At 42.7% G+C, this 25,500-nt stretch carries 23 protein-coding genes; 9 read left to right on the forward strand and 14 right to left on the reverse strand.

The genetic code is table 11. The features are described from left to right. Window positions 1–4: 4 nt before the first annotated feature. The 5 genes from FM107_RS04090 to acs all read right to left on the reverse strand — a co-directional run bounded on the left by FM107_RS04090 (window position 5) and on the right by acs (window position 6,841). Entirely contained in the window at window positions 5–1,510 is a 1,506-nt protein-coding gene (locus tag FM107_RS04090; protein WP_086947253.1) for a proton-conducting transporter membrane subunit, read from the reverse strand. Further along, on the reverse strand, window positions 1,507–1,863 hold the full coding sequence (locus FM107_RS04095; RefSeq protein WP_086947254.1) for a Na+/H+ antiporter subunit C: 357 nt from the start codon (window positions 1,861–1,863) through the stop codon (window positions 1,507–1,509). The genes FM107_RS04090 and FM107_RS04095 overlap by 4 nt, the downstream gene beginning before the upstream one ends. Then, window positions 1,863–2,273: a Na+/H+ antiporter subunit B gene (locus FM107_RS04100; RefSeq protein WP_086947255.1), complete on the reverse strand. Its 411-nt coding sequence runs from the start codon at window positions 2,271–2,273 to the stop codon at window positions 1,863–1,865. The genes FM107_RS04095 and FM107_RS04100 overlap by 1 nt, the downstream gene beginning before the upstream one ends. A gap of 76 nt (window positions 2,274–2,349) precedes the next feature. After that, window positions 2,350–4,659 carry a putative monovalent cation/H+ antiporter subunit A gene (locus FM107_RS04105; RefSeq protein WP_086947256.1) on the reverse strand — a complete coding sequence of 770 codons (2,310 nt, stop codon included), beginning with the start codon at window positions 4,657–4,659 and terminating at the stop codon, window positions 2,350–2,352. Window positions 4,660–4,921: 262 nt separating this feature from the next. Beyond that, window positions 4,922–6,841 carry an acetate--CoA ligase gene (gene acs / locus FM107_RS04110; RefSeq protein WP_086947257.1) on the reverse strand — a complete coding sequence of 640 codons (1,920 nt, stop codon included), beginning with the start codon at window positions 6,839–6,841 and terminating at the stop codon, window positions 4,922–4,924. Between the two features lie 177 nt (window positions 6,842–7,018). Between acs and FM107_RS04115 the strand changes: the two genes are divergently transcribed. Next, complete coding sequence (locus FM107_RS04115) at window positions 7,019–7,891, forward strand: hypothetical protein (RefSeq protein ID WP_256959331.1); 873 nt, start codon at window positions 7,019–7,021, stop codon at window positions 7,889–7,891. Here the strand turns inward: FM107_RS04115 and FM107_RS04120 are convergent. The 3 genes from FM107_RS04120 to rsmA are packed head-to-tail and all read right to left on the reverse strand — an operon-like array spanning window position 7,872 to window position 10,765. After that, window positions 7,872–8,810 carry an NAD(P)-dependent oxidoreductase gene (locus FM107_RS04120; RefSeq protein WP_086947259.1) on the reverse strand — a complete coding sequence of 313 codons (939 nt, stop codon included), beginning with the start codon at window positions 8,808–8,810 and terminating at the stop codon, window positions 7,872–7,874. The two genes, FM107_RS04115 and FM107_RS04120, sit on opposite strands and share 20 nt — an antisense overlap. 6 nt (window positions 8,811–8,816) lie before the next feature. Further along, a complete protein-coding gene (locus FM107_RS04125; RefSeq protein ID WP_086947260.1) occupies window positions 8,817–9,974 on the reverse strand; it encodes an FAD-dependent monooxygenase in 1,158 nt (385 codons plus the stop codon). An 11-nt stretch (window positions 9,975–9,985) separates the two neighbouring features. Continuing rightward, window positions 9,986–10,765, reverse strand: a complete 780-nt coding sequence (gene rsmA, locus FM107_RS04130) for a 16S rRNA (adenine(1518)-N(6)/adenine(1519)-N(6))-dimethyltransferase RsmA (protein WP_086947261.1) — start codon at window positions 10,763–10,765, stop codon at window positions 9,986–9,988. Between the two features lie 222 nt (window positions 10,766–10,987). On the opposite strand from rsmA, the gene FM107_RS04135 reads away from it, so the two are divergent. From FM107_RS04135 to miaA, 5 genes are all read left to right on the forward strand, one after another. After that, window positions 10,988–11,317, forward strand: a complete 330-nt coding sequence (locus FM107_RS04135; protein WP_086947262.1) for a hypothetical protein — start codon at window positions 10,988–10,990, stop codon at window positions 11,315–11,317. Between the two features lie 75 nt (window positions 11,318–11,392). Further along, complete coding sequence (gene pdxA / locus FM107_RS04140) at window positions 11,393–12,448, forward strand: 4-hydroxythreonine-4-phosphate dehydrogenase PdxA (RefSeq protein WP_086947263.1); 1,056 nt, start codon at window positions 11,393–11,395, stop codon at window positions 12,446–12,448. 100 nt (window positions 12,449–12,548) lie between these two features. Then, on the forward strand, window positions 12,549–13,967 hold the full coding sequence (locus FM107_RS04145) for a CCA tRNA nucleotidyltransferase (RefSeq protein WP_086947264.1): 1,419 nt from the start codon (window positions 12,549–12,551) through the stop codon (window positions 13,965–13,967). Between the two features lie 106 nt (window positions 13,968–14,073). Then, window positions 14,074–14,670: a hypothetical protein gene (locus tag FM107_RS04150; protein ID WP_086947265.1), complete on the forward strand. Its 597-nt coding sequence runs from the start codon at window positions 14,074–14,076 to the stop codon at window positions 14,668–14,670. Between the two features lie 72 nt (window positions 14,671–14,742). Beyond that, entirely contained in the window at window positions 14,743–15,648 is a 906-nt protein-coding gene (gene miaA / locus FM107_RS04155; RefSeq protein ID WP_086947266.1) for a tRNA (adenosine(37)-N6)-dimethylallyltransferase MiaA, read from the forward strand. A 133-nt stretch (window positions 15,649–15,781) separates the two neighbouring features. Here miaA and FM107_RS04160 read toward each other — a convergent pair whose 3' ends face one another. From FM107_RS04160 to recJ, 4 genes are all read right to left on the reverse strand, one after another. After that, on the reverse strand, window positions 15,782–16,849 hold the full coding sequence (locus FM107_RS04160; protein WP_086947267.1) for a branched-chain amino acid aminotransferase: 1,068 nt from the start codon (window positions 16,847–16,849) through the stop codon (window positions 15,782–15,784). A 91-nt stretch (window positions 16,850–16,940) separates the two neighbouring features. Further along, window positions 16,941–18,467: a GH3 auxin-responsive promoter family protein gene (locus tag FM107_RS04165; RefSeq protein ID WP_086947268.1), complete on the reverse strand. Its 1,527-nt coding sequence runs from the start codon at window positions 18,465–18,467 to the stop codon at window positions 16,941–16,943. 27 nt (window positions 18,468–18,494) lie between these two features. After that, window positions 18,495–19,229: an LPS export ABC transporter ATP-binding protein gene (lptB, locus tag FM107_RS04170; protein ID WP_086947269.1), complete on the reverse strand. Its 735-nt coding sequence runs from the start codon at window positions 19,227–19,229 to the stop codon at window positions 18,495–18,497. Window positions 19,230–19,261: 32 nt separating this feature from the next. Further along, window positions 19,262–20,956 (reverse strand): single-stranded-DNA-specific exonuclease RecJ, encoded by a 1,695-nt coding sequence (recJ, locus tag FM107_RS04175; RefSeq protein ID WP_086947270.1) that lies wholly within the window; start codon window positions 20,954–20,956, stop codon window positions 19,262–19,264. A 114-nt stretch (window positions 20,957–21,070) separates the two neighbouring features. Between recJ and FM107_RS04180 the strand changes: the two genes are divergently transcribed. The 3 genes from FM107_RS04180 to FM107_RS04190 all read left to right on the forward strand — a co-directional run bounded on the left by FM107_RS04180 (window position 21,071) and on the right by FM107_RS04190 (window position 23,833). Then, window positions 21,071–21,856, forward strand: coding sequence for an MBL fold metallo-hydrolase (locus FM107_RS04180; protein WP_086947362.1), 786 nt, complete (start codon window positions 21,071–21,073; stop codon window positions 21,854–21,856). Window positions 21,857–22,098: 242 nt separating this feature from the next. After that, a complete protein-coding gene (locus FM107_RS04185; protein WP_086947271.1) occupies window positions 22,099–22,578 on the forward strand; it encodes a cation:proton antiporter regulatory subunit in 480 nt (159 codons plus the stop codon). A 4-nt stretch (window positions 22,579–22,582) separates the two neighbouring features. Then, complete coding sequence (locus tag FM107_RS04190; RefSeq protein ID WP_086947272.1) at window positions 22,583–23,833, forward strand: cation:proton antiporter; 1,251 nt, start codon at window positions 22,583–22,585, stop codon at window positions 23,831–23,833. 50 nt (window positions 23,834–23,883) lie between these two features. Here the strand turns inward: FM107_RS04190 and FM107_RS04195 are convergent, their stop codons facing one another. Together FM107_RS04195 and FM107_RS04200 are read right to left on the reverse strand one after the other, a co-directional pair. After that, a complete protein-coding gene (locus FM107_RS04195; RefSeq protein ID WP_373407989.1) occupies window positions 23,884–24,198 on the reverse strand; it encodes a metal-sulfur cluster assembly factor in 315 nt (104 codons plus the stop codon). 18 nt (window positions 24,199–24,216) lie between these two features. Then, window positions 24,217–25,380 carry a glycosyltransferase family 4 protein gene (locus tag FM107_RS04200; protein WP_086947274.1) on the reverse strand — a complete coding sequence of 388 codons (1,164 nt, stop codon included), beginning with the start codon at window positions 25,378–25,380 and terminating at the stop codon, window positions 24,217–24,219. Between the last annotated feature and the right edge of the window lie 120 nt (window positions 25,381–25,500).

Here is a 25,500-nt window from a genome sequence, read left to right on the forward strand (position 1 = left end):
TATTTTATTTTGTTCCTAATACGGCCTGAACGTAGGCCGATGTGTCTATTAGTTGTGTGGAAATTCGGTCTGCAACATGTACAATCGTTTCTGCATTGAGTCCAATATATAATGTTGTCAGCGCTAATATCCCAATAGGTAATACCATTAATATTTTTCTGTATAACGGCATTGGTTCGAATCGATCATCAATATCTTGCTCATTGTCCGGTTGCTTCCAAAATACTTCGGACCACATTTTTGCAATAACATACAGTGTGACAAAGCTACCAACGATTAATCCAAATACGTAAAAATATTGCTCCTGTGTGAATGCTTCTTGGAAAAGATAGATTTTAGGCCAAAATCCCGACAGAGGTGGGATCCCGACGAGCGAAAATAAAACGATCGCTATGAGTAGGGTTATTTTTGGATAATCGCGATAAAGTCCACCCAGCTTTTTCATATCCATCGAGCCACGTAACTGACGAATCAGGCCTGCAATTAGAAATAAATTCGTTTTTACGATGATATCATGGATGAGGTAGAAAATAGTGCCCATGAGTGCTACCTTAGTGAACATCCCTATACCACCTATCATAAAACCGATGTGACAAACAATTAAGTAGGAAAACAAACGTCGAATATTTGTTTTGATCAGTGCGCCCATGGCCCCTGTAATGATGGTGAATACGGCGATTGTTAGAAGCAGATTACGGGTGAAGTCATCCGGAATAAAGATTAAGCTAAACACACGTAACATCGCATAAATACCTACTTTGGTAAGCAGTCCCCCGAAAGTTGCAGCTACAGCAGACGGCGGGGTATGGTAGGACGATGGTAGCCAGTAATACAATGGAAATACGGCCGACTTAATACCAAATCCGACAATGAAGAAACAAGATGTGATACCGATTAAGGATTTGTTTTGTACTTCTTGTATCTTCAGTGATAAGTCAGCCATATTCAGCGATCCAGTTAAGCCATATAAAATCCCGATTCCTGTTAAAAAGAAAGTCGACGCTAATATATTCATCGCCATATATTTTACGGCCCCTTCGACCTGTGCCTTTCGGCCGCCAAGTGTCATCAGTACAAAAGAAGAGATGATGATGACCTCGAAGAACACATAAAGGTTGAAAATGTCGCCAGTCAAAAAAGCGCCATTTAAGCCCATAATCAGGAAATGAAATATGGGGAAATACCCGTAGAGCATCCGTTGACGGCTTAAGCCAACGGAAGAGAAGAGTGATACAGACAATGCAGCAATCGAGGTTAACAACACCAGCGTTACACTGAGTGTGTCCGCGACAAAAACAATTCCGAAAGGAGCATCCCAATTTGCGGCATTCATAGTCAAGATGCCACCTTCATAAACACGGCTGAATAAGCGGATTGCGACAAGAAGGCCGATGATGCTCCCTCCAATACTTAAGTAGCGTTGGGTAATCGTTTTACGCCAAAAGATCAATTGAATGATAGCGACGAATAACTGGATAAATATGGGCGCCAAAATATGGTTATCTATCATATATCTTCTTCTTCAGGGGTATTTAGATTGTCTAAGTCATCAGAATCTACTAAAGCGTACACACGCTTCAAGAGCACAATTGCGAAAGATGTAAGGCCGAAGCTTATAACAATTGCCGTTAAGATGAGTGCTTGAGGTATAGGATCGGCATATATTTCTTGAAATACTTTATAAGTCTCGTCGATTACGGGGGGGTGCCCCTTGGTTATCTTTCCAACAACAAATATTAAAATATTCGTTCCATGCCCCAGTAGCATAATGCCGAGCAGAAGCTTAACCATACTTCTTCGAAGTATAAGGTAGACGCCCGCCGAATACAACAATCCTAATACTAAAACTAATAATAATTCCATTATTCTTCGAGTGCTATGGTGAACAGGATGGTTAATACAACACCGATTACGACTAAATAGACACCAAGGTCAAAAAATATTGCCGTACCTATCATTCCGATGACTGGAATTGGCTCTTCAAGCCACAGTCCAGTCATCGCAGGTAAGCCGAACGCTAATGGAAAAATGACGCTACAGGCAGCGGTGCCCAAACCGATAGGTATTAATGAAAGCGGTTTATACCGGAGAATCTTCATAGTTGCTTTCGTTCCATTGGCAAAGCTGTGTAAAACGAACGCTATTGACGCGACTAATCCCCCGACGAATCCTCCCCCGGGGTAATAATGTCCGCGAAGAAGCAGAAAAACAGAAAACAACAGCAATATTGGAAGTAGATATCGTGTTGCTGTTTGTAAAATTGCACTTTTCATTGAATGTTTTTTATTATTTGTTTCTCCCCCAAAAAAGGAATGCTCTAATTGTGGTGTTGCCGTTAAAAATTAGCTGTTATTCTTTTTCAGAGGATTTTAACCGTAATCTTATCAAGCTATATACACCTAGGGCCGATATGGCTAAGACCACTGTTTCGAACATAGTATCTATTCCGCGAAAATCTACGAGTATGACGTTAACTACATTCTTTCCTTTCGCCAATAGGTAAGCATTTTCGCCATAAAAATCAGCTATCTCCGTGGTATTTGGCTCATACAGTATTCGCAAAGCGATCAGGGCGAGGATTGCTCCGAAGCCTAGGGCCAATATCGCATCTCTTACAAGTACCCAGCGGGTTGTTAAATTAATAAACGGTGGTAATTTATACAAAACAAGTACGAAGAGGACCGTTGTAAGGGTATCGATCGTAAACTGAGTCATCGCCAAATCAGGGGCGCTATAAAATACAAATAACAAACAAATAGCATAACCAATTACGCTCGTCGAAACTACGGATGTTAGTCTTGATTTAGTTGTGACGATGATATATAAAGCACCTAAAAGAATAGCGACGATCCCTACCTCATACCAGGAAAGTGGTGTCAAATCCTCAAAATTGATGTAAATCGGGCCACTTATCCATAGTTTGTAACCCAATAGAAGTTCTGCCGCTAAGATGATTTTAAAATGATAGGAGCGCAGATAGCCGTTGTGAAATATATCGGTATACCATTTTGCAAATACGGCAAACTGTTTTCCAATTCCCGTAATTACATATTGCGCCGAAATTTTATTCGCACTTTCTATTTTAGCTAATTTTATTGAGCTCGGTTTATTGAATAGATAAACGAGCGTCCCTACAGCAAGTGTGGATAAACTTAGGATGAGAACCGTGTTAAACCCATGCCAAATTTTTAGGTGTAGATTAGTCTCTACTCCGGCAATTGCGTTGGCAACTTGGTGGGAAAAATAGTCTCCTGTTATGGATGGAAAAATACCAAAAACAATCGACAAGATCGCTAAAATTAGGGGCGGGATCCACATCGAAAAAGGAGGAAGTTGTATTTTGCTATACTCCTCGGGCAGCGGGCCTACAAACGGTTTTATTCCCACTATAAAACCGGCGGCAACTAGGCCTATATTGGTGGCGACAGCAATGGCCGTGAGCCATATTTGCCAATTTTGTTGATAATGCAGCGTTGCTTCGTATATCAGATCTTTACCTATAAAACCGAAAGTGCTCGGTAATCCAGCGCTGGACAGCGCTGCGAGTAAAGCGGCAATAAATACTGGTTTGAGTACTTTGCCGAGGCCACTCAATTTGGTGATGTCGCGGGTGTGCGTTTCATGGTCGATAACCCCGGTAACCATAAATAAAGTTGCTTTATAAAGGGCATGTACGAGAATAAACACACTAGCGGCAATGATCGCTTCTTTCGTTCCCATTCCGAGTAAAAAAGTGAGCATACCCAGGGCAGCAATTGTTGAATACGCTAAAATTGCTTTCAGGTCTGTTCGGAATAGTGCGTGAATAGCTGCCATGAGCATGGTGAAGCCACCGACAATCATTAGTGTGGTGTTCCAGTATTCGGTATTTCCTAACGCCGGTGTGAACCGGGCAAGCAAGTAGATACCCGCTTTTACCATCGTTGCCGAGTGAAGATAGGCTGAGACAGGTGTCGGTGCTTTCATCGCGCCAGGTAACCAAAAATGGAAAGGAAATTGCGCCGATTTAGTGAACGCGCCAATAAACATCAACCCGATAACCACCGGGTACATTTGATGATTGATTAGAATCTCTCGTTGGGTTACCAAATCGCTGATAATATAGGTGCCCGTGATGTTTCCCATGAGTATTAAACCTGCCAGTAAGAAGAACCCCCCGAGACCGGTGATGCTAAGGGCGGTAATCGCGCTGTTACGCGAATCTTTATTGTCGTTGTTGAAACCGATGAGGAAAAAGGAGCTAATGCTCGTTAATTCCCAAAAGACAAACAGGCTCAAAATATTATTCGATAGGACCACGCCGAGCATTGCGCTCATAAATAGCAGGAGGTAAGCGAAAAAGCGATCAAAATAGGGGTGGCCTCTGAGATAGGTGCGTGCGTAAAAGAATATTCCAGTACCGATTCCCGTGATGAGTAAGGCAAATAAGAGGGAGAGACCGTCGAGTTTGAAATCTAGGTTCACTCCTAAAGAAGGTACCCAACTAACATGTTGTAGCACATTAGTTCCGAGCGTGATTGCAGGTATCTGCAGCAGGTAATATAAAAATAATATAACAGGGATTAAGGGGAGTAAAATACTCCATTTCGTCTTAATAATATTGCCAAATGGTATAAGAAGGCACGATATTATTAATCCTGTTAAAACAGTAAATAGCATACAGTTTTAATAATGTAATTAATCTTGGAAATAGCATAAAAATACGAATTAATTTACAGATTTGCTTAGATGTATTCGTTTTTTTATCGGCGAGATAGCAGATTATATCTGCGTATTCGACCAGTGGGCACTTTGAGGGGGGAAGTGTAAGTAAATTAACAGAACGATGATCGTAATATACTTTTGTGCCAAGAAAAAGAGCAGCATAACCGTATAGCTAAAATAGTTCAGTTACGCTGCTCCAGGATCTTACATTGGGAACTTATTCGGATGTGAATTCCTCTGCACCTTTAATTATAGCATCGACTACTGTCGGATCCTGCAAAGTAGAGATGTCGCCGAGATTATCAATTTCGCCTCCTGCAATCTTGCGCAGAATACGACGCATTATTTTACCAGAGCGAGTCTTAGGTAAATCGGGGACGAACTGAATAATATCGGGTTTAGCGATGGCGCCTATCAGGCGAGTAATTGTTTGCAAAATATCCTGACGCGTGCCGGCCTCATCGACATGATGATTTGCAATTACGAAAGCATATATTCCTTGTCCTTTTACGGGGTGCGGGTAACCGACAATTGCTGATTCAACAACATCGGAATGCATATTAATCGCATTTTCCACCTCTGCCGTTCCGATACGGTGTCCCGAGACGTTTAATACGTCATCTACGCGTCCGGTAATTTTGTAAAAACCGTCGGGATTTCTGTAGCAACCGTCGCCTGTAAAATATTTATTTTCATAAGTGGCGAAATAGGTTTGTCGGCAACGTTCGTGGTCACCCCACGTTGTACGTAACATGCCAGGCCAAGGGAATTTAATACAGAGGTTTCCAGTAACATCATTCCCTTCGAGTTCATTTCCGTTTTCATCCATCAAACATGGTTGAACCCCAGGAAGTGGTAACATCGCATAGCCAGGTATAGTTGGTGAAATTCCTGCCATGGGAGCGATCAAAATTCCACCATTCTCTGTTTGCCACCAAGTATCGGTTATCGGCGCTTTATTTTTACCAACCTTTTCATTGTACCAATTCCAGGCTTCCTCGTTAATCGGTTCGCCGACGGATCCTAGTTTGGTGATACTACTTAAATCCTTACCATCGAGATATTTGTCGCCAAAAGCCATTAAAGAACGTATTGCCGTAGGCGCTGTATAAAGTGTGTTTACTTTAAATTTATCGACAATATCCCACAGGCGTCCAGCATCCGGATAGGTCGGCGTACCTTCAAACATGAGCGAAGTCGCTCCTTGTGATAGTGGTCCGTAGACAATATAGCTGTGTCCTGTGATCCATCCGATATCGGCAGTACAGAAGTATACTTCTCCGGGTTGGTATTGGAACACATTGGAGAAGGTATAGCCCGTATAGACCATGTAGCCCCCCGTGGTGTGTACGACACCTTTTGGCTTTCCGGTCGAACCGGAAGTATATAAAATAAACAAGGGGTCTTCGGAATCCATCTCTTCGGCCGGACAGGGCGGGTTGCCTTGAGTCTCCACTTTCTTGATTTCATCTTCGAGCCATACGTCACGTCCTTTAATCATCGATATTGGTGTGCGCGTGCGCGTTAAGACGATAACGCGCTCAACAGATTTACACTGCATGAGTGCATCGTCAACGATTGATTTCAACTCCAATACTTTTCCAGCACGGTATCCACCGTCGGATGTGACAACAAGCTTGCATTCTGCGTCAGTAATGCGGTCGGCAATCGACTGAGCGGAAAATCCCCCAAACACGACCGAGTGAATTGCTCCGATCCGCGCGCATCCAAGTACCGCAATTACGAGCTCAGGAACCATCGGTAGATAGATGCAAACGCGGTCGCCTTTTACTACACCGTTGTTTTTAAGGACGTTCGCAAAGGTTTCTACTTTGTCGAGCAATTGTTTGTATGTTAATATACGATGTGCTTCGTTTGGATCATTCGGTTCCCAAATAATAGCGGGCTTATCTCCTTGATTGTAAATATGACGATCAAGGCAATTTTCAGTAATATTCAATTTACCACCCTCGAACCATTTTATTTTTGGTTCGGTGAAGTTCCAATCTAACACGTTCGTCCATTTCCTTTTCCAGAAGAAATTTTCAGCAATTTCTCCCCAAAATTCAGACGGCTTTTCGACGCTGTATTTGTAAGCATCTTGATATTCTTCGAAACTTTTAATTTGTAGGTTCATTTGTGCGTAGCAATATTTAATGTTTTTATTTATTTAATACAGTCACGCTTTTATTATATTTTGACCGTATTGAATAGTGATTAGCTAATTTAGTTTTTTTTGCCATGATTATCAATTTAAAAGCGCAAATTCGATAACATTAATGCCTTGTTGAATAACTATCATTAACTTTATTTTGTGAACATATTTAAGCATACTTATTATTTTTTGGTTCATACAAATATGTTGATCGCTGCGGCGGCAATGGCTCAATGTGCGCTCACATATTTTTTTTTCGAAACACGTTTTGATTGGTCAATTATTGCAATTGAGGGAGCTGCAACATTATTATTGTATAACTTCAGCTTGTGGCTTTCTAAACCCAAAGACCCTTTTAAATCGAGTTATTTACGCACCCGCTGGGTCTTTAAGCACGAATGGATATTATGGGTGAACAGTGGTGTGGCTTTTGTTGTGCTTATACTCGCGATCCAACAAATTCATCTTTTAAGTTTGTTATTTTTAGGCGCAATAGGGCTAGTGAGCGTTGCCTATTCATTCCCTGTATTTCCGTACCAAGGTAAACGGGTCGGTTTACGTCAGTTGCCAGGAGCCAAGATCTTTCATATAGCGCTCGTTTGGGTTTTAAGCTCCGTGTGCCTACCGGCCTTCGAACTTTATCTGAACGGGTGGCAGCCCGAAGTGATAAAATTTACCAATCTTTTTTGCCTAAAGTTTATTTTTATCATCATCTGCACTTTACCGTTCGATATACGTGATATTAAACAAGATTCTTATTATCATCTGAAAACGATCCCGAACATGATTGGCGCTATCAAAGCGATCCGCCTCTGTTACACCCTTCTATTTGTGCACAGCGCAGCTATACTTTTGGCCCCTTTTCCCTGGGTGCTAAAAATTGGCGTTTTGACAACAAATATCGGTGTGGCGCTATTGCTGAGAACGGTAGTATTTCGAAATGCAGACCGCTATCACTATGCCTATTTGTTTGACTTTGCGTTGGTGGTGCAGTTTCTTACGGTCGCTGTATCTATATTTTTGTTTTCGTAAGCGCGATAATTTTTTCGGCTAGAATATCCGATAATTTATAATAGCTTTCAAAGGTCCAACCCGCAATATGTGGGCTCAGCAGGACGTTGTCCCGTTCAATGAGGTCTTGGTACCAAACTTCGTCGGCGAGCATCGGAAACTTTTCCACGGGCAACACATCAAATGCGGCGCCAAGAATTTTCCCTTGATCGATTGCTTTTAGGACGGCAGGAACCTCAACAATTCCCCCGCGAGCGCCCATCAAGAAAAAAAATGGTTTGCGGAAATGGAGTAGATATTCATCGTTAATGAGACCTTTGGTCTCTCGCGTCAAAGGGATGTGAAAACTAAGAATATCGGCTTGGCGCACGACCTCTTCCATGGAAACTTCTTGAACGAAGGTGTCGCTAAACCCTGTTTTGTATTTATCATATGCGATGACCTTAACGTCGAATCCTGATAATTTCTTTGCCATCGCTTTGCCGTTGTGGCCGTACCCGATCAGGGCAACCGTTCGACCTTTTAATTCAAATCCTCGATTGCCTTCCCTGTCCCATATTCCGCGTGCAATCTGTGCGTTTGCACGATTGTGGTTGTTCATCAAGTTGAGCAGCATGCCAATCATATGTTCGCCTACTGCGTCACAGTTTCCTTCATTTGCGGAAATCAAGACGATACTTTTTGATTGCGCATAATTTTCGTCGATGTTGTCCATTCCGGCGCCAGTCCGCGCAATAAACTGGAGATTGGAGCCCTGGTCGATAAAGGAGCTGTCCACCTGGAATTTTGATCGAATAATGAGTCCGGTATATTGATCGATAACTTGGTTGGCATCGTCCTGTGTAAATTCGGGGTGATAGTCGAAAGATATCTTACTTGCCGTAAGTTTTTGCAATAATATTTCGTGAAGATCGTCGACGATGAGTATGTGTGTTTTCACAGGCGATTATTTTTTTGATAAAAAGTTTTCGGTTAATAACCGTTGAAGTTGTTGTTGTTTCATGCGCTCGGGCATGATACGCATGAGGGAATTTCGCAATTGAATTGAAGCCTTATTTTCCCATTGTGCAATCCATCCGATTCGACGGGACGTGTTGATGATGTAGCTCGTCCTTTCGAGCCGGCGCTCTGAAACGTTCCGGAAAACTTCTGAAATATCACTGGACTCTTGCAGTTCATCGTATAGTACCGCAACATCTTCAACGGCTTGGCATGCACCTTGTCCCATATTTGGGGTTGTAGCATGTCCGGCGTCGCCGATCAGTAATATTTTACCATAAGCAAGGCTTTTCAGCGGTTTGATGTCCATGATTTCACTGCAAATGAGCTGTTCGTTGGATGTGCTGCTTAGCACCGAGCCGATCGGCTGGTGGTAGTTGGCGAAGCGTTTACGTAGATCATCGATGGTGAATTTACGTAAAATAGGGTCGTTTACTTTTCCATTGATACATGCATACCAATAAATTTTTTGATCAACCAACGGCGTCATTCCAAAGCGCCCGTTGCTACCCCATGTCTCGTATGACGACGTTAGATCGATATGTTGGTTGTCGATCACCGCGCGCCAACACATGTACCCTGCGTAACGCGGTTTTGCTTTAGGAAGTAGCTGCTGCCGTAACGTTGAACGAATGCCATCGGCAACAATTAGCCCATGGGCGTGGACGCTGGATCCATCCGAGAAATTAATAGTGACCCGGCCCTGATTTTGGGTGAAACTGATAGCTTGTTTGCCTAGTCGAACGTGTCCCTCCGGAAGCTGTGCCAGCAGAAAGCTATGTAGCTCTCCCCGGTGTAAGGCAAAGTTCTTTTGTTTGTAATAGGTGCCTATTTGTTCGGTTTTTGGACTGATAAGGATTTTGCCGTTCGCGTCAAGGATATTGTAGGAAGGTAGGAAATGACCGATTTTCTCTACACCCTGACGGAGTCCTAAAATGTCCAATGCATGCATGGCGTTGGCCGCTAATCCAAATCCGGCGCCAATGCCGCGTAGTGCAGCAGCCTGTTCATATACGGTGGCCGAGAGGCCTGCTTTTTGAAGCGCTATAGCTGCGGTTAATCCGGCGACTCCGCCGCCAATTATTGCGATGTTAGTAGTCTCCATGCGCAGTGTTATTAAAGCGCAGGTTCGACCTCGCGCGTTAGTTCCATGAAGTTTTCAACCGAGAGCCGCTCGGCGCGTAACTCATATAACGGATTATCGCTCATGCGTTCTTTTGGAAGGACCGCCGATAGCGCGTTACGCAATGTTTTGCGCCGCTGGTTAAACCCCGCTTTTACCACGCGCCAAAAAAGCTTTTCGTTACAGTCCAGTGATTCGCGCGTATTCCTTGTCATCTTTATGACTCCAGAGAGCACCTTCGGTGGCGGATTGAAAGCGCCCGCCTTTACAGTAAATAGATATTGAACATCGTAGTACGTTTGTAGAAAGACGCTAAGTATGCCATATTCTTTATTGCCTGGTTTTGCAACGCAACGTTCAGCGACTTCCTTTTGAAACATGCCGGTCATCTGTACTACACGGTCACGCTCATCCAGTATTTTGAAAAGAATTTGTGAGGATATATTGTAAGGGAAGTTGCCTATTACGGCGATTCGAGGCCCGAAGAGCGTCGCAAAATCGAGTGTTAAAAAGTCTCCATGTATTAGGCGGTTTTCCAGTTGTGGATATTTGTCCGCAAGGAAGTTGATTGATTCCTCATCGACATCGATTAGCCATGTTTGGTAGGCTGTGTTTTGAAGAAGAAAGTCCGATAGTACGCCCATCCCAGGACCGACTTCCAAAACGGTGTCGAAACCCACGGAGGGAGTCAGCGCATTCACAATCTTTTCTGCAGCATTTTTATCATTTAGAAAATGTTGTCCGAGGTGTTTTTTTGCGCGTACGGTGCTCATGTGATCTGTTTTTGCAAAGATAACATTTTAAAATAAGTGGCCGTTATCGGTGGGGGATCGCGATTTCTTATTTCAGCACGGCTGTGTAGCTTGTTTTTAACTAAGGGACAGATATTTAATCCATAAAATCAGCGACGAAAATATAATTTAATTCTCTGGTAATCTTACGTTATTGGATTCGATTTTGTGCTTTTTAAGCTTTATGAGCTTAAATATACGATTATGAAAAATTTAGCTAAGTTTTTAAACATCGTGGCTATAGTAGCTGCAGTTTCTTTAATGTCGGTAGGATCAGTGCATGCCCAAGATTCGAAACCCAAAAAGATGCCGATCAAAAATACGCCAGTGGTACCACCGAGTAACAAAATGCCTGGAATTCCAGATTCAGGAGCTTTCAGCAAGAAAGGCAAAAAAGACGAGCCTAAAAAAATGGTTGACAAACCAACGGGCGAAAAGCATAATGGCTTCGACGTTTTTATCGATGCGCAGAATAAAAAGTTTTATCTGGATGCAAAAGGCGAGAAGAAGTTTCTTACAGAAAAAGAAAAATAGAATAATAGCATTGCATTGTTGAAAGCCCAATTATTAACCTAAATTTTTGTAATTTTGATTCAAAGCTTTCGAACAATGAGTGAAAAATTAAAAATCGGAATTACCGTTGGAGATATCAACGGGGTAGGGTTAGAAGTGGTTATTAAATCGCTAATGGATAATCGTGTCTTAGAATTCTTTACTCCTATCGTATACGGTAATACTAAAGTCGCTTCATTTCATCGTAAGGCTATTGGGGTGCAAGATTTTAGTTTTCAAGTTATTAATACCGCCGAGCAAGCAAATGTCAAACGGGCGAATATGATTAACTGTTGGCAAGAGGACGTAAAGATTACCTTGGGTGAGCAGAACGAGACGGGAGGGAAGTATGCTTTTCTTTCCTTAGAACGCGCTACAGAGGATCTTCTTGCAGGGGGAATAGACGCTTTGGTAACCGCGCCAATAAACAAGAGCAATATACAACAGGAAGGTTTTTCATTCCCTGGGCATACCGAATACCTGCAAAAAAAGGCGGAGTCATCTGATGTGTTAATGTTTATGATCGCTGACGAATTGCGCGTCGGTGTGGTGACGGGGCATGTTCCTGTCAAAGAGATTGCTGCAAATATTACCGAAGAAGCGATTTTAGCAAAACTTCGCTTGATGAAGCAGAGCTTGATCAAAGATTTTTGGATACAGAAGCCCAAGATTGCCGTCTTAGGGTTAAACCCACATGCTGGCGATAACGGGCTGATAGGTACCGAGGATGAACAGATTATACGCCCCGCGATAGAGAAAGCCAATGAAGAAGGTATTTTTTGTTTCGGACCTTATCCGGCGGATGGTTTTTTCTCTGCAAATGCCTACACGAAATTTGATGGGATACTCGCGATGTACCATGATCAAGGCCTTATCCCCTTTAAACATATTGCCTCACGGAAGGGAGTGAATTTCACAGCGGGTCTGCCGTTTGTGCGTACATCGCCGGATCACGGTACGGGTTACGATATTGCTGGACAAAATTTGGCCGCGCATGAGTCATTTTTGGAAGCCATATTTTCGGCGCTACATATTGTTCAGCGAAGACGCGAACAAGGCGAGCTCACCACAAACCCATTGGCATTCCGGCGCTTGTCCAAAGACCGGGACTAGTACCTTATGCCGCTCCCTATTAGGGAATCCGATGCTATATTGTTGGAAATAATCCTTATTTTTGTCGTTTTTAAGGGGTTTTTCCCCAGACTAGTTTGTCATGCAAGATAATTTACAACAACCGATATTTCATAAGATCAGAGATTTAGCGGATAACGCAAACGTTGACTGTTACGTCATTGGCGGCTATGTTCGCGACCGAATTATGGGACGTCCATTCAAAAATGATGTGGATATTCTTGTTGTTGGTAGCGGAATTGAGTTTGCAACAAAACTCGGCGAGCAGTTAAAGACAAAAGTTGCTGTGTACAAAAATTTCGGCACGGCAATGCTCGTCTGGGATAATATAAATATCGAATTCGTAGGAGCGAGAAAGGAATCGTATCGCACACATTCGCGCAACCCGATTGTTGAGGACGGTACCTTGGAGGATGATCAGAACCGACGAGACTTCACGATCAATGCGATGGCTTTGTGTTTAAATGCAGACCGTTTTGGAGACCTTGTGGACCCTTTCAATGGCACTGCGGATATAAAAGATCGCGTTATCAAAACACCATTAGATCCAAATATCACTTTTTCGGATGACCCTTTACGTATGATGCGCGCCATTCGCTTTGCTTCACAATTGAATTTTAAGATTGATATCAAAGCTATTCAAGCTATTTCAGCGAATGCGGAACGTATCTCAATAATATCTAAAGAACGGATTACCGACGAGCTTAATAAAATAATCTTATGCCAAAAACCTTCGATAGGGTTCCGCTACCTTTACGACACGGGGCTATTAAAATATATTTTCCCGGCGATGAACGATCTGTATGGCGTAGAAATTATTGACGGTCGCGGGCACAAAGATAATTTTTATCATACATTAGAAGTGCTTGATAATGTTTGTGCCAGTACCCAGGATCTCTGGTTGCGATGGGCGGCAATCATGCATGATATCGCCAAGCCCGCAACCAAACGATTTGACAAACGCGTAGGGTGGACCTTTCACGGGCACGAAGACCGCGGAGCGAAGATGGTACCAAAGCTTTTTTCGGAATTAAAACTTCCACTAAACGATCGAATGAAATTCGTACAGAAATTGGTACAGCTCCACTTGCGTCCGATTGTTCTTGCACAAGATATTGTTACTGACTCAGCGGTGCGAAGGTTGTTGTTTGAGGCTGGGGATGATATCGATGCATTAATGGACTTGTGTCATGCCGACGTAACAACCAAGAACGAGTATAAAAAGCGTAAATACCGCGATAATTTTGAGCTCGTTAGGCAGAAGCTGAAGGACGTGGAGGAAAGAGACCGAATCCGGAATTGGCAACCACCTGTAACCGGCGAGGATATTATGGCATTATTTGAAATCGGCCCAGGACGCATAGTTGGTACAATAAAAAATGCGATGCGCGAAGCAATTTTGGAGGGTGAAATTACAAATACCCGTGATGAAGCGCTTGATTTTGTTCGTGCTAAAGGTACGAGCATAGGATTATCGTTGAAGAAAAACGAAGTACTTTAAGTTTTTAAAAAATATTGTATTTTTATACCGCGTTAGCTCGTTGCTAGCAACAAACGGCGGATATACTCGGCCGGCGCTCGCGCATAACAATTTATTAAAGATAAGAATGGCTATTTACAGATTTCGTGTAACTTTTGAGGATTATGAGGATATTTATCGGGAAATTGATATGCCCTCGAAAGGAACCTTTTTACAGCTTCATGAAGCAATTCATCAGTCTACCGGATATAAATCAGATGCTAGCTCATCGTTCTATGTGAGTAACGATCAATGGAAGAAAGGGACAGAAATAGGTCTTTTGTCGTCGGCGCGTAAAATTGATGACGGCGTTCTTAATATGGAAGACGTGAGGCTGAGTAAATTTATTGATGATCCTCACCAAAAATTTTACTACATCTATAATTTTAGTAGCCCTTATGAATTCCATGTCGAGCTCATTAAAATTCTAAAGGAAGAAGAAGGTAAAGTATATCCTTTAGTTAGTAAAAGAGTTGGAGAATCACCTAAAAATGCGGCGGCATCGAATTTTCCACTGACTACGGGCCTTGAAGATATCGATGATGAGGAAGAGATCACGGTAGATGAAACCGAATATGGTGTAGATGACGATGAATTGGATATGTTTGGCGAAGACGATGATACTAGCGCCAGTGCGGAAGATGAAGATAAACAAGAGCCGAACGGTATGGAGGACGGGTATTAATTAGAGTATATTAATTAATAATGTACATTAGTACCTTAAACGTAGCGTTTAAGGTACTTTTTTTTAGATGGGATGAACATAACTAAAAAGAAATTGATCGTTGTAGTAGGGCCAACGGCTGTTGGTAAGACAACATTTGCAATACGGCTCGCGCAACATTTTAATACGGAGATTATCTCGGCAGATTCGCGACAGTTCTATAGGGAAATGGCCGTGGGGACTGCCAAGCCTGACCTCTTCGAGCTCTCCCAAGCTAAGCATCACTTTATTAATTCGCATTCCATAGCCCATAAATATTCTGCAGGTGATTTTGAACGCGATGCCTTGGCGTTGCTTACACATTTATTCCAAAAGCAGAATGCGGTAATAATGGTCGGTGGGTCGGGGCTATTTGTACGTGCAGTGTGCGAAGGGCTCGATGATCTCCCCAAAGCTCCCCCCGAGGTGCGGGAGTCGTTAAACGCTATTTATCGTGAACATGGAATAGAGCCTTTGCAGGAGCGGCTCCGAGAAATTGATCCTGCGTTTTTCGCTAAAACCGATATTCATAACCCGCAACGTCTTATTCGTGCCATTGAAGTTTTTCTGGCTACAGGAAGGTGTTTTTCGGATTTTCAAAAACATGCGGCGGCCGAGCGTGATTTTCAGGTGATTACCATTGGATTGAATCTCGAACGCGAAGTTCTTTATGACCGTATAAATATACGTGTTGACCAAATGGTAGACGGAGGGTTACTCCAAGAGGCGAAGCAGTTGATCGAGTATCGTGAGGAGCCTGCCTTACGTACGGTGGGTTATGCCGAGATGTTCGAATACTTGGATGGAAAATATAGTTTGCCTGAAGCGATTTCGTTGATTAAACAAAATTCCAGGCGGTATGCCAAGCGGCAGATTACTTGGTTTAAGAAACATGGCGATACGCAGTGGTTTCTTCCGTCCGACTGGGATGCGGTTTTAAGTTATATAGATGGGCGGTAGGGGTAGCGGTTATTAAGAGCGCAAATACCAAGGAAGGATTTGCGGACGTTAAAGTTTTTATCTTTCGTCGGGGCGTCTGGTCTAAACAAACTCTCACTAGGATAGCCCTAGTGAGGGTTTGATATCTAGTATATTAAACGATAAAGTTCCAGCCGAAAGGATCCTCTATTTTTCCATACCGTAGTTGGTTTAAATAATCGAATACTTTATTGGAAAATTCACGGCCCTCCACCGGTGGAAGTTCATAGTCTTGTCCTTCAAAACCAATCCGGGAGATATGTGTGACTGTCGCTGCTGTTCCTGCGGCAAAGGCCTCGGTCACGGTACCATTTTTTATTCCATCGATCAATTCAGCCACAGATACGTTGCGCTGTTCGGTCGTGTATCCCCACTTTTCAGCGAGTTCCATTATTGTACGTCTTGTTACCCCATGTAAGATTGTTTCTCCATGTGGCGTGATGATGCTATCGCCGATACGGAAGATAAGATTTGCCGTTCCGGCCTCTTCGATGTATTTATGCTCTGCAGCATCTGTCCACATGATTTGGTCGTACCCCTCTTCATTCGCTAATTGAGTAGGGTATAAGGATAGTGCGTAGTTACCTGCATTTTTGGAAAATCCTACCCCTCCGCTTACCGCGCGGGTATAATAGGTTTCTACTTTCAAGCTAATCGGTTGGCTGTAATACGCACCTACAGGACATGTAATAATGATGAATTTATAGCTCGCTGATGCATGAACGCCTAATGCGGGTTCTGTTCCGAACATGAAAGGACGGATATATAACGATGTTCCCTCTATTGAAGGGATCCATTGCTTGTCGATCTTTAGTAACTGCTTTAGGCCCTCTAAAAAAATTTCTTGAGGTACTTCGGGCATTTGTAAGCGTTTAGCAGACTTATTCAGGCGCTCCCAATTTTGATCGGGACGGAACACACTGACGGTTTCGTCTGCATATTTATAGGCTTTTACTCCTTCAAATATGGCTTGCCCATAATGCAACGATGACATGGCGGGGCTTATCTGCAGGTCTCCATAAGGAACGATCGAGACATCAGTCCATGCTCCATTATCATAGTTAGCGACTAACATGTGGTCAGACATGATTTGACCAAACTTTAGATTGTTGAAATCTACTTGCGAGAGTCTTGATTGTTTTGTTGGCTCTACGCGAATTGAATAGCTATTCGTATCGCTCATCACATTAAAATTTAAGAATATGCAATTTAGAAAAAAAAGTAATAATAGCTCGCTGAAGGCGAATATTTTAATTAATATTAGGTGTTAGACTCTATGTCTTTCTTTGTAGGTGAGCTTGTTTGATTAAGGGTTCCAGGTAGGTCCGATCATTCGATAATCGAGGTACTTTGTTTTGCCCCCCTAATTTGTTGCGAGATTTCAACCAATTGTAAAATGTTTTTTCTGGTGCGTTATGAATAATAGGTGGCGTAAGGGCCATGTTTTTATAACGTTTGGCATCATAATCTGAATTTATTTCACGCAAAGTGTCATCTAATTTTTGGCAAAAATCTTGAAAATTAGAAGGCTGCGTTTCGAACTCGATGATCCATTCATGTGTACCTACTTGCTTATCTCTAAAATAAACCGGTCCCGCGGTATAATCTTTAATAATAGCACTTGTGGCTTTACAAGCCACTTGTAACGCTTGTTCAGCGTTATCGACTATCACTTCCTCACCAAATGTGTTTATAAACTGCTTCGTGCGACCGGAAATCTGGAACCGGTAGGGGGAGAGGTTTGTGAATTTTATTGTATCACCAATTTTGTATCGCCAGAGACCAGCGTTGGTGGAGATGATCAAGGCGTAATTTTTACCCAATTCTACTTGATCGAGACGAAGTGTTGGTGGGTGTTCTTGATCGATGTACTCCATGGGTAAAAATTCGTAATATATGCCGTAATCAAGCATTAAAAGAAGATCTTCCGCATCCTCACGATCCTGAATCCCAAAGTAACCTTCCGAGGCGTTGTAGTTTTCCAAATAATACATGTTGTCCGATGGGATCAGCTTTTTGAACTGATCACGGTATGGTTTGAAGCTAACGCCGCCATGGCTATAGAACTCTAAGTTGGGCCATACCTCCAGTAGGTTGCTTTTTCCCGTTATCTCTAATATCCGTTTAGCCATGACGATATTCCATGTAGGAACGCCAGCCAGGCTCGTGACATTTTCTTTTATTGTTATTTGGGCAATCTGTTCTATTTTTTCCTCAAAATTCGGGTTCAATGTTACTTCGAGGTTTGGCGTTCGTTTGAATTCCGCCCAAAACGGCAGGTTTCGAATTAAGATGGAGGACAAGTCACCATTATAGGAGTCTGGATTGAAATTGTTTATTTGCGAAGATCCGCCGATCACAACCGACTTTCCGGTGAACATCTTGCTTTCTGGTTTGTTATGGCAGTATATGGAGAGCATATCTTTTCCCCCTTGGTAGTGGCAATCTTCTAATGCTTCCATGCTGACTGGAATAAATTTGGATCGGTCGGAGGTAGTTCCCGAGGACTTGGCAAACCATTTAATGTCAGTCGGCCAAATTAAATTTTGTTCGCCTTGGATCATGCGATCGACGTAGCTTTTGATATCGTCGTATTCTTGTATGGGTACGCGTTCTCTGTAAGTGTCAGGCGTCAGAATACTGTTGTAGTCATATTTCTTTCCCCATTCTGTTGCTTCTGCCGTCTTTATTAGACTTTGAAACCATTCATCTTGTACATCATGGGGATATTTCATGAACAGCTCGATTTGATGTATCCGCTTTTTCATTAACCATGTGAATAAAGAATTTAATAGTTCCATTTGTATACAGGCAACGGGGTTTTAAGTTTATAGTTTTTTACGTCTAAGTTCGAAATGCCGTCCCAAATAAAATTTACGAGCTAATTCGTTATCAGCAATTTCCTCGGGTGTTCCGGTTAGCATTATTTTACCTTCGGTGAGAAGGTATGCACGGTCGGTGATGGAAAGCGTCTCCTGAACATTGTGATCAGTAATGAGCACACCAATGTTCTTACGCTTTAATTTAGAAACGATGGTTTGAATTTCCTCCACCGCAATTGGGTCTACACCAGCAAACGGCTCATCGAGAAGGATGAAATGCGGGTTTGCAGCGAGTGCTCGTGCAATCTCCGTACGGCGGCGCTCACCGCCAGAGAGGAGGTCTCCCCGATTCTTGCGTACACGGTGTAAGCTGAACTCGGTAAGCAATTCTTCAAGTTTCGCTAAACGCTCTTCTTTATCCGGATAATGGATTTCCAAGACCGCTAGAATATTGTTTTCAACCGACAGCTTCCGAAAAACCGATGCTTCCTGGGCAAGGTACCCAATGCCTTTTTGAGCACGTTGGAACATTGCATCCTGTGTGATTTCTTTTCCATCCAGGTATACGTGGCCTCCGTTTGGCTTTATAAGCCCCACGATCATATAGAAAGATGTTGTTTTGCCGGCACCATTCGGCCCCAGTAATCCGACAATCTCTCCTTGTTCCACATGGAAAGAAACATCATTTACAACGGTCCGTTGTTTATATTTCTTAACTAACTGTTCGGCCTTCAATATCATTTTATGTTGATCGTTTACTTACAAATATATTTTTAATATCGGATTGCCCTGATATTTAATTGTAAATTCTTTTTTCCACGCCAATTGTTTTCCTCAAGGGTATAACAAATGTCGAAGGGCTGCCCCGCATTTATATGATCTATGTATCCGGCTAAACCAAAACCAATGCATTCAAACGGACCAGATTCATGCTGGCAAACTGTGATTTTGATGTGATTAGCACCCACGATATAACCAGATCCGGTAATATTTTTGGATACAAAGATTGGCGCATCGTTTAGCGGCCCATGGGGCTGAAACTGTTTTAATATACGATGGAATTTACTGTCGATATCCTCTAGCCGAATATTGGCTTCAATCTGAACCTCTTGCTCAAGCATTTCAGGTTTGATGTTACTACTTACGACTCGTTCAAATTTCTCTTGGAAAGCGGGAACATTTTCGCGCTTCATAGTTAAGCCTGCGGCATACTTATGTCCACCATATTGGTCGAGAAGTTCGCTACATTCACTTAATGCTTCATAAAGGTCAAACCCCAGAACCGAGCGCGCCGAGCCAGCGATATGGCCGTTGGTTTGGGTCAGTATTACGGTCGGTCTGTAGTATTTCTCGGTTAATCTAGAGGCCACAATTCCGATGACGCCTTTGTGCCAATCTTCTTTAAATAGTACAGTCGATTTGCGTTGTTGTAGCGCCTTGTTGCTGTTTATAAGCTCAAGTGCTTCTTCGGTTATCCGGAGATCAAAATCTTTGCGCAAATTATTTTGATCGTCGACCGTGACCGAGAAATCTTTCGCTTCTTGTACTGATTTTGATATTAATAGTTTGACAGCGTCCTTGGCGTGTTCGATTCTACCGGCGGCGTTTATACGAGGACCGATTTGAAAAACGATATCGTTTACTGAGAACTGGCCGGTTTTATTTGAGGATAAGTTGATCAACGCTTGCAAACCGCAATTGGGATTTGTATTGAGTTTCTTGAGTCCAAAATGAGTGAGGATTCTATTCTCGCCCGTGATGGGTACAATATCGGAGGCGATGCTCACGGCAACTAGATCGAGGTATTGGAAAGCGAGCTGGATATCCATTTCATTCTTTTGTATAAATGCTTGGATTATTTTAAAGCCTATTCCGCATCCCGAGAGTTCTTTGTATGGATAAGGACAATCTGCTCGCTTGGGATCTAACACCGCTACCGCGTCAGGAATCTGCTCCCCAGGCAAGTGATGATCGCCGATAATAAAGTCAATGTTTTTACTTTTGGCATATTTGATTTTCTCCACGGCTTTGATTCCGCAGTCCAACGCGATGATTAACGAAAAGCCATGCTGTGCGGCGTAATCGATCCCTTTGGTAGAAATGCCGTAACCTTCCAAATAGCGGTCTGGAATGTAGAATTCAAGGCCAGAATGAAAGTCGCGAAAGAAACTATACACGACAGCAACGGACGTGGTACCGTCGACGTCATAATCCCCATAGATTAGAATTTTCTCTTTGTTGCCTATGGCCTTTTCAATGCGCGCGATCGCCAGGTCCATGTCTTTCATTAAAAAAGGATCATGAAGCTCGTCTAGGGAAGGTCGGAAAAATGTTTTTGCTTGCTCAAAGGTTTGGATACCACGATGAAGAAGTAGGTCTGCTATTATTGGGCTTACCGTTAGTTCTTCACGTAGTTTATTAGCTTTCTTGATGTCATTTTTTGGTTTTACTACCCACCTTTTTTGCATACCTTTGCTGCTGTATTAACGTGTAAATATACGTTTTGTAAATTGTTTTACCTAATACGTAAAAGCGCCGAATTGAAAAGGGCTTGTGACATACGTAATTACGAAATAATAAAAATGATTCAAGCATATTCTCTTTATGAAGGGTCTTTTTCGGTTGATGCTTCGAAGGTTTTTGTACCGTTTGATCCAGCCAAAGATGATCCCCTTTCCAGAAAAGGCTCACTTTTCGTTCATGTTCATCCATTTTTAATTGTAGGCGAGGATGGTTTGATTGTCTGTGATGCAGGTCTGGGTTTCCGCGATGACAACGGTGAGTTGCTGATTCATCAAAATATTCAAAAATTGGGATTTAGTCCGCAGGATGTTAAATACGTATTGATGTCGCACCTCCATAAGGATCACACCGGTGGTATGGTGGACATTAAAGATGGGACCGCTCGCGTAGCTTTTCCCAATGCCGAATATTATGTGCAACGCGAGGAATGGATGTACGCATTTAGCGGCGAAAACCCTTCGTATAAAACAGAAATTTTCGATGTAATTCAACGTAGCGGAAATCTTGTGCTGTTAGACGGCGATGGTCAGATTAATGACCAGATTTCCTACGAAGTTAACGGTGCGCATACGCCCTATCATCAAGCTTTCCATATTCACGTTAATAGCGAGCACTATTTCTTCGGTGGTGATGTGTTACCTGAACCCGAAGAAATCTTTAAGAACTTCATCGCCAAGTACGATTTTGACGGGCGTAAAGCGCGTGATTTACGTAAAGAATATTGGGAGCAAGGTAGAGACGCCGATTGGGTGTATTTATTTTATCATTCCAAAAGTATTGCTATCGGTAAAGGGGAAAAAGGCGCTGATGGCACTTATAAAGTTGTCGATGTAGCGACAAAATAAAGACAACATTCTTTCTATGCCAGTTTTAAATCCTATTAGGAAGTTACGATTACGGGTCAATTCTTGACTATTTTTAGGATGCGTTTACTATAGAAGTACAGCCCTCATCTTGCGGCCAATATTTTAGATATACGCACGTTAAAACCAGTCGACTAGGGGGGGGATGTGTTTATTTTTTGCTATGTTTGTTCAACTGTACAATGTATTTAAATTAAATACGAAATCAATTAAATTTTAGTGCTATGTCTATAGTTAGAGAAAGTGACTTGATTGGAATTGGGAAAAAATACCAAATCGAGACCGAGGCAGGTGACAACATGATTATTGTTATTCACGACGACGGAAAGCGAGAGTTGTACCGCTCGGATAGTGAAGACAGTGAAACTCACTGTGTAATGACACTCTCGGACGAAGAGTCTAGGCAGGTCGCCGGTATTGTCGGGGGACTGTCTTACAAACCCAAAGCGCTGGAGACAATGGAAATCGCGTTAGATGATCTGCGTATTGAATGGTATAAGGTTGGTGAATCGAGTGATGGGGTAAATAAAAGTATTGGTGAACTGGGCGTTCGCCAACGTACCGGTGCTTCTATTATTGCTGCCATCCGTGAGGAGGAGACGATTATTAACCCGGGGCCGGAGTACCATATTGCGCCAGGAACAACGCTGGTGGTAGCGGGGAAGAAGGCGAATATTAAATTGTTGAAAGAGATATTAATTTAATTATATGTTGTCGACTACACTTATCTTAGAAGTTGGTATTGCTGTTTTTTTAGTAGCTATCGTTGGACTTTTAGCCAACAGGTTGCGGTTTTCAGTAATTCCTTTCTTTATAATTGTAGGTATGTTGGTCGGGCAGCATGCTCCGACAATAGGAATCGTTGATCTGACGTTTACCGAGAGTAAACCGTTTATCGATTTTATGGGGCGTTTAGGCGTTCTTTTTCTGTTGTTTTATTTAGGTCTTGAATTCTCTGTCGGACGATTGATGAAGTCCGGCAAGTCTATTGTTACTGGAGGATCCATCTATGTTGTCTTGAATTTCGTTTCAGGACTGTTAATAGGGTGGCTCATGGATCTGCCTTTCAAGGAACGGATGGTGCTTTGTGGGGTGATGACAAGTTCGTCCACAGCAATTGTCGCAAAAGTACTTACCGACCTTAAACGGACAGCGAATCCTGAAACGGAAATCATTATGGGAATGATCATGTTTGACGATTTGTTTATTGCCATGCATATATCATTTCTGTCAGGACTTATACTCACTGGTGGGGGGAGCTTCTGGACGGTTGCGGGAACATCCGTGCTGGCCCTGGCTTTTATTTTGACATTTTTGATTTTAGGACGGAAATTAGTGCCTCTTATTGATAAGCTTCTGCAGGATAAGTCCCCGGAGCTATTCATTCTTATTATTTTCAGTCTGCTGTTTATTATTGCTGGTTTCTCGGAGACGATTCATGTTGCCGAAGCGATCGGCGCGTTAATGGCCGGATTAGTTTTTGCGGACTCGAAGTATATTAAGAAGATTGAAACGATGATTTCCTCGTATAGGGATTTTTTCGGCGCCATGTTTTTCTTCAGTTTCGGTTTGTCAATTGATCTCTATTCGCTCGGAGGGGCGGTTACTTGGGGTGCGCTTGCTGCGGTGGTTACGATTATTGGAAATTTGGCGTCAGGTTATTTTGCAGCACGATTCGCGGGAAGTAAGCCTAAAACGTCCTTCGATATTGGGTTCACGCTATCTGCTCGAGGTGAGTTTTCCATTATTATGGCTAATATTGGTAAGGCAGGGGGGCTCTTGCCTATCCTGCAGTCCTTTGTCGTTGTTTATGTGTTGATATTGTCAATCGTGTCCCCGCTGTTGACTAAAGAGTCTCGAAATCTATGGGATGCGCTCTTTGGAAAGGACCCTGTGGTGGTAAAGCCGCGTAAAACGTTAGAGCAACTCGAGCAGCGACAACAAAAACCTTCTAGCTAGTCAAGAGGGGTATACCTACCTTTTTTATGGCAATAAAAAAGGATTTCTTATTAAAGAAATCCTAATTCAAGTTTTGCCTCTTCGGTCATCATGTCTTTGGTCCATGGTGGGTCAAAAGTTAGTTCTACTAAAGCCTCTTTTACACCCGGAATCTTCGCTACTTTTTCTTGCACTTCACTCATCAATTCACCTGCTACCGGACAGCCCGGCGCTGTTAGGGTCATGACGATTTTTGCGACGCCATCCTCCTTGGTTATAATTTCGTAGACCAAACCAAGGTCAACAATATTCGCTGGTTTTAATTCTGGATCGTAGACAGTTTCAAGTTGTTCTTGAATTGCTGGTGCCAGATTCAGCTTATCCATTATTATGATACTCATATTTTAATCTTTTAGGTCGGCAATTGCTTCTTCGTATATTGCCAACAATTTATCCATATTTTTATCAAGCCGATAGTGCTTCTGAAATTCGGCATAACAATTAGCTCCTATCTGCCCTTTCTTCGTGCTGTCCAGGGTAGCCCATTCGCGAAGAGCTTGCTGTACTGCGCTTTGATCGAAGGGGTCGAATAAGAACCCTGTATACAAAGGTAATACCATTTCTGCTAATATACCAATTCTACTGGCAAGTACAGGTGTGTTAAGAGCATAGGCCTCGATAATTGCCATCGGCATTCCTTCATAGCATACCGAGGGTACGATGAGTGCGTCTGCCTCGGCGATCGCTTCGATTAACTCATTAGTGGGTTTGAAGCCTTTGTAATGGATCAGATCAAATCGCTTGTCGAATTCCTCCACAGCCGCTTGAAGGGGGCCGCTACCGTATATATCAATTGGCAGCCCTAGGGGCGCTATTGCCTGCAGAAGAGGGAGGATTCCTTTTTCTTCTGCCAATCGCCCGATATACACAAATTTGTGTTTACGAGGAGTATTGACATGCACGGGCGCAATGCTATTTGGTCGTATTCGGAACTTTTCGACATTGCCATTTGCGAACGTAGATTTTCTGAAATTTTGCTTCGCGAAATCCGAAAGGACAATGAAGCGGGATATATGGTCCCAAGTGCCGATTTTTCTATGCATCCAATAGGTAAATGCCGTGATGAACGTCTTAAGAAGCGAGTTGTCTAAAACACGCTTTCTTAGAGCGGTTGAAGGAAAGTCTTCTTGTAGACTTTGGATGAAAATTTTTCCGTTATGAAAAAGGCTCGCTGATGGACACAAAAGACGGTAATTATGTAAGGTCAGAACGACCGGAATACCAAGTACAGCTATCTTGCGTATCACCCAGGGACCGATTGCATAGTGCAGATTGTGGATATGTACGACGTCCGGGCCGAATCGTTGCAGCGCACGAATGATCTTCGCAGCGGTGAATATATTGAAAGGATAACTCAAAAATTGAAGTAAGCCCTTTATCCCTTTCTTATTTTGCTCAGTATACACCTCCACTTGATGATTTTTCGACAATTCTTCGACTTCCTGAGAAAATACAGCATCTTCGCCTCCGGGGTGTTGGTAGAAATTGTGAATAATAAAAATGCGCATGAATACGGGTTTTTACAAAGATAATATTTCCCACCGATAGTCTTCGCCCATGCGATTTTTGGTTTTCTTTTGTGCCGTAATTACTGGTGATAAGCTTTCTAAAGGAGAAAAATATAATAC

The sequence above is a fragment of the Sphingobacterium sp. JB170 genome (genome assembly GCF_900163865.1).
Lineage (GTDB): Bacteria > Bacteroidota > Bacteroidia > Sphingobacteriales > Sphingobacteriaceae > Sphingobacterium.

What these genes read in the sequence shown, in the direction of transcription:
- FM107_RS04125 (WP_086947260.1), bottom strand. Translation starts at nt 9,974, where the DNA reads ATGGAGACTACTAACATCGCAATAATTGGCGGCGGAGTCGCCGGATTA.
- miaA (WP_086947266.1), top strand. Translation starts at nt 14,743, where the DNA reads ATGAACATAACTAAAAAGAAATTGATCGTTGTAGTAGGGCCAACGGCT.
- FM107_RS04195 (WP_373407989.1), bottom strand. Translation starts at nt 24,198, where the DNA reads ATGGATAAGCTGAATCTGGCACCAGCAATTCAAGAACAACTTGAAACT.
- pdxA (WP_086947263.1), top strand. Translation starts at nt 11,393, where the DNA reads ATGAGTGAAAAATTAAAAATCGGAATTACCGTTGGAGATATCAACGGG.
- FM107_RS04190 (WP_086947272.1), top strand. Translation starts at nt 22,583, where the DNA reads ATGTTGTCGACTACACTTATCTTAGAAGTTGGTATTGCTGTTTTTTTA.
- FM107_RS04135 (WP_086947262.1), top strand. Translation starts at nt 10,988, where the DNA reads ATGAAAAATTTAGCTAAGTTTTTAAACATCGTGGCTATAGTAGCTGCA.
- FM107_RS04165 (WP_086947268.1), bottom strand. Translation starts at nt 18,467, where the DNA reads ATGGAACTATTAAATTCTTTATTCACATGGTTAATGAAAAAGCGGATA.
- FM107_RS04100 (WP_086947255.1), bottom strand. Translation starts at nt 2,273, where the DNA reads ATGAAAAGTGCAATTTTACAAACAGCAACACGATATCTACTTCCAATA.
- acs (WP_086947257.1), bottom strand. Translation starts at nt 6,841, where the DNA reads ATGAACCTACAAATTAAAAGTTTCGAAGAATATCAAGATGCTTACAAA.
- FM107_RS04160 (WP_086947267.1), bottom strand. Translation starts at nt 16,849, where the DNA reads ATGAGCGATACGAATAGCTATTCAATTCGCGTAGAGCCAACAAAACAA.
- FM107_RS04105 (WP_086947256.1), bottom strand. Translation starts at nt 4,659, where the DNA reads ATGCTATTTACTGTTTTAACAGGATTAATAATATCGTGCCTTCTTATA.
- FM107_RS04185 (WP_086947271.1), top strand. Translation starts at nt 22,099, where the DNA reads ATGTCTATAGTTAGAGAAAGTGACTTGATTGGAATTGGGAAAAAATAC.
- recJ (WP_086947270.1), bottom strand. Translation starts at nt 20,956, where the DNA reads ATGCAAAAAAGGTGGGTAGTAAAACCAAAAAATGACATCAAGAAAGCT.
- FM107_RS04145 (WP_086947264.1), top strand. Translation starts at nt 12,549, where the DNA reads ATGCAAGATAATTTACAACAACCGATATTTCATAAGATCAGAGATTTA.
- rsmA (WP_086947261.1), bottom strand. Translation starts at nt 10,765, where the DNA reads ATGAGCACCGTACGCGCAAAAAAACACCTCGGACAACATTTTCTAAAT.
- FM107_RS04090 (WP_086947253.1), bottom strand. Translation starts at nt 1,510, where the DNA reads ATGATAGATAACCATATTTTGGCGCCCATATTTATCCAGTTATTCGTC.
- FM107_RS04095 (WP_086947254.1), bottom strand. Translation starts at nt 1,863, where the DNA reads ATGGAATTATTATTAGTTTTAGTATTAGGATTGTTGTATTCGGCGGGC.
- FM107_RS04180 (WP_086947362.1), top strand. Translation starts at nt 21,071, where the DNA reads ATGATTCAAGCATATTCTCTTTATGAAGGGTCTTTTTCGGTTGATGCT.
- FM107_RS04150 (WP_086947265.1), top strand. Translation starts at nt 14,074, where the DNA reads ATGGCTATTTACAGATTTCGTGTAACTTTTGAGGATTATGAGGATATT.
- lptB (WP_086947269.1), bottom strand. Translation starts at nt 19,229, where the DNA reads ATGATATTGAAGGCCGAACAGTTAGTTAAGAAATATAAACAACGGACC.
- FM107_RS04200 (WP_086947274.1), bottom strand. Translation starts at nt 25,380, where the DNA reads ATGCGCATTTTTATTATTCACAATTTCTACCAACACCCCGGAGGCGAA.